The organism is Acinetobacter sp. AOR41_HL (assembly GCF_027854645.1).
In the GTDB taxonomy this organism is placed as follows: Bacteria; Pseudomonadota; Gammaproteobacteria; order Pseudomonadales; family Moraxellaceae; genus Acinetobacter; species Acinetobacter nosocomialis.
This window is the reverse complement of sequence record NZ_JAKTHZ010000038.1, coordinates 1-3,677: the sequence shown is the minus strand read 5'-3', so window position 1 is coordinate 3,677 and position 3,677 is coordinate 1. Positions and strand designations below refer to the sequence as shown.

The following is a 3,677-nucleotide window of genomic DNA, read 5'->3' as shown; positions in this document are numbered from 1 at the left end:
CTTTGTACACGACAAAAAAAGACAACTCATTGAAATAATGGCATAATACTTGTTTTCTGACGATGAATATGATGACACATTTCAATGAGTTACATCTCATCTTAAACAAATATCTAAAGTGGAACAAGTCACGTGTAAAATGTTTTACACTGATTATGCTTGCATTAATTGTAAAACAGACATGTAATCTTTCTTCTGCATCTAAAGCCTTACCCATCAAGTGCTTACCACAATCATTTTATCGACGTATACAACGCTTCTTTGCAGATCAGTATTTCGATTATCGTCAAATTTCTCAGTTAATTTTCAATATATTTTCATTCGATAAAGTCCAATTAACTTTGGATAGAACCAATTGGAAATGGGGAAAACGAGATATCAATATCTTGATGTTAGCCATCGTCTATCGTGGAATAGCGATACCTATTGTTTGGACATTGCTCAATAAACGTGGAAATTCAGATACAAAAGAGCGTATTGCTTTGATTCAACGCTTTATCTCCATTTTTGGTAAAGATCGTATTGTGAATGTGTTTGCAGACAGAGAATTTATCGGTGAGAAATGGTTTATATGGTTAATTGAAAATGACATTAACTTCTGTATACGTGTTAAAAAAACTTTATTGTGACCAATCACTTAGCCAAGAGTCATAAAATTAGTGATTTATTTCGTCATCTTCAAGTTGGTCAAACTGAATGTCGTAAACGACGTATTTGGGTTGGTCGAGTGAAACTGTATATTAGTGCGTTACGATTAGAAGATGGAGAACTTTTACTTGTTGTTTCTCCTATGTTTAATGCTTCTGCTATTGGTGATTATGCATTACGCTGGGAAATCGAAACCTTATTTAGTTGTCTCAAAGGACGTGGATTCAATCTTGAAAATACTCGTTTAACAGACCCTAGACGAGTCAAGAAATTGATAGCAGTGCTAGCGATCGGTTTCTGTTGGTGCTATTTAACAGGTGAATGGCAACATGATCGAAAAAAAGCGATAAAAATAAAGAAGCATGGACGACTTTCAGTAAGTTTATTTCGCTACGGTTTGGACTATGTTCAAATGGCTATTCTACGTTTGATTGGTTTTGGAAAAAAAGAAGAATTTAAGAAAGTGCTCGCAATTTTAAGAAAGAAAAAGCCTGATAGGACAAGGGCTCTATGAAATTTGTCGTGTACAGAGAATCCAAACAAAAAAATTATTGTGTTGGTACATGGTTTAGCAAGTAGCCCCGAGGCATGGATTGCTCTTACTAACGATGTGATGGGCGATACAGTTTTAAGAGATAACTATCAGGTTTGGCAAGTTTTCTACTCGACCAATATGCCAATCTTAGAAAGTCGATTCCAAATTTATGCACTATTAAAACAAGCGTTCGGTTCGTTAAACCCAAGTGATCCTGCTGCACATGATGCCGTGCTTGTGGGACATAGTATGGGAGGTATTATTAGCCGTTTACTGGTCAGTGATGGTGATATTACTCAACCAGCTTTGAAGCTAATGACTGTACGTCAACAGAACCGCTTCAAAAAACATCCTATGGTGACTGAACGATTGCAAATGCATTCAATTGCTAACTTTGATCGCGCAATTTTCTTAGCATCACCTCACAGAGGTACAGATTATGCAGATCGATGGTTTACTTTAGCTGCTCGTAAAATTATTCGTTTGCCGGGAGCTTTTTTATCTGCTGTAACGACATCACTAACCACTGAAAACCTAGATGTTAAAGATTTCTTGAATAACATTGATAATGGTCTGATTCAAAATGGACCAAGTGACTTAAGCCATCAATCTAAGTTTATGGAACTCACTGAAAATATTAATCCACATCAAGGGTTAGTCTTCCATTCAATTATGGGTAACATTACTAAAAGCGATGATCCAAATGTCATTACCGATGGTATTGTTCCTTATAAAAGCGCTCACTTAGAGGGTGCAAAGTCTGAGAAAGTACTTCCGGGTGGACACTCTATTCAGTTAACACCTCAAGCTGTATTAGAGCTACGTCGTATTTTACGAGAGCATTTAGTTGAACATGGTTTATATAAACCATAAAAAATAAAAAAGAGCCAAAGATGATCCTTTGGCTCTTTTGTTTTGAGACTAAATATTACTGCCCAGAACGGATGATGTAATCAAACGCAGAGAGTGATGCTTTAGCGCCTTCACCTGTGGCAATAATGATTTGTTTGTAAGGCACAGTGGTACAGTCACCTGCAGCGAATACACCTTTCACATTGGTTTCATTGCGGTCATTGACAATAATCTCGCCACGATTAGTTAACTCAACTTCACTTTCTTTCAAGAAGTCAGTGTTTGGTAATAAACCAATCTGTACAAAGATTCCTGCAAGCTCGACCACATGCTCTTCATCAGTTGCACGGTCTTTATATTTAAGACCTGTTACTTGTGAACCATCACCCAATACTTCTGTGCTTAAGGCATTCATAATTACTGTGGTGTTTGGCAAGCTATGCAATTTGTTTTGCAACACTTGGTCTGCACGAAGTTTAGTGTCAAACTCAACCAAAGTTACATGCTCAACAATACCTGCAAGGTCAATCGCCGCTTCAACACCTGAGTTACCACCACCAATCACGGCAACACGTTTACCTTTGAACAGTGGACCATCACAGTGCGGACAGTACGCTACACCACGGGTACGGTATTCAGCTTCACCCGGTACATTCATTTCTCTCCAACGTGCTCCTGTTGAAAGGATCACAGTTTTCGATTCAAGTTTTGCACCGTTTTCAAGTTCAACTTCAACCAAGCCATTTGCTGTTTGGTTGGCACCTGTGATTTTGCTAACACGTTGTAGGTTCATGATATCAACATCATATTCACGAACGTGTGCTTCCATCTCGGCAGCAAACTTAGGACCTTGAGTCTTTTGCACAGAAGTGAAGTTTTCAATGTCCATGGTATCCATGACCTGACCACCGAAGCGTTCAGCCACGATACCAGTGTTAATACCTTTACGTGCTGCATAGATTGCTGCTGTTGCGCCTGCAGGTCCACCACCAATCACCAATACATCAAACGCATCTTTGGCATTGAGTGCTGCTGCATCTTTTTCAGCAGAGTTGGTATCAAGTTTTGCCACAATTTCTTCAAGCGTCATACGACCTTGACCAATATGTTCATTGTCTTGGAACACCATTGGTACAGCCATGATTTTGCGTTGTTCCACTTCATCTTGGAAGAAAGCACCATCAATCATGGTTGCCGTAGTGTTCGGGTTATAAATGGCAATCAGGTTAAGCGCCTGTACCACGTCCGGACAGTTATGACAGCTAAGTGATACGAATACATCAAAGTTGGCTTTGAGGTTTAAACCTTTAATTTGATTTAAAACCTCATCCGACACTTTAGGTGCATAGCCAGACACTTGTAACAGTGCCAAGATCAAAGATGTAAACTCATGGCCCATTGGTAAGCCTGCAAAGAACACACGAGGCTGTTCACCTGCTTTAGCCACACCAAAGCTTGGACGACGTGTATTGTTACCGTCAAAACGGGCTGTTACCTTGTCAGAAAGCTCAGCGATTTCAGTTACTAATTCTTTAATTTGGGCAGCTTTATCTGATTCATCCAAAGCAGCAACTAATTCGATTGGACTTTCTAAACGTTCTAAGTAAGCTTTTAATTGAGTTTTAATGTTTTGATCTAACAT

At 38.9% G+C, this 3,677-nt stretch carries 2 protein-coding genes and 1 pseudogene; 2 read left to right on the top strand and 1 reads right to left on the bottom strand.

Annotated elements, in window-relative coordinates; translation table 11 throughout:
- Positions 1–71 precede the first annotated feature (71 nt).
- Together MKL35_RS15640 and MKL35_RS15635 are read left to right on the top strand one after the other, a co-directional pair.
- A protein-coding gene (locus MKL35_RS15640) for an IS4 family transposase (RefSeq protein WP_208728222.1) occupies positions 72–1,162 on the top strand; the annotation gives its coding sequence in 2 pieces (ribosomal slippage) (positions 72–612 and positions 612–1,162; 1,092 coding nt in all).
- Between the two features lie 18 nt (positions 1,163–1,180).
- Positions 1,181–2,056, top strand: a pseudogene (locus MKL35_RS15635) (esterase/lipase family protein); the annotation flags it as partial.
- Between the two features lie 55 nt (positions 2,057–2,111).
- Here MKL35_RS15635 and ahpF read toward each other — a convergent pair.
- On the bottom strand, positions 2,112–3,677 hold the full coding sequence (gene ahpF / locus MKL35_RS15630; protein WP_106482774.1) for an alkyl hydroperoxide reductase subunit F: 1,566 nt from the start codon (positions 3,675–3,677) through the stop codon (positions 2,112–2,114).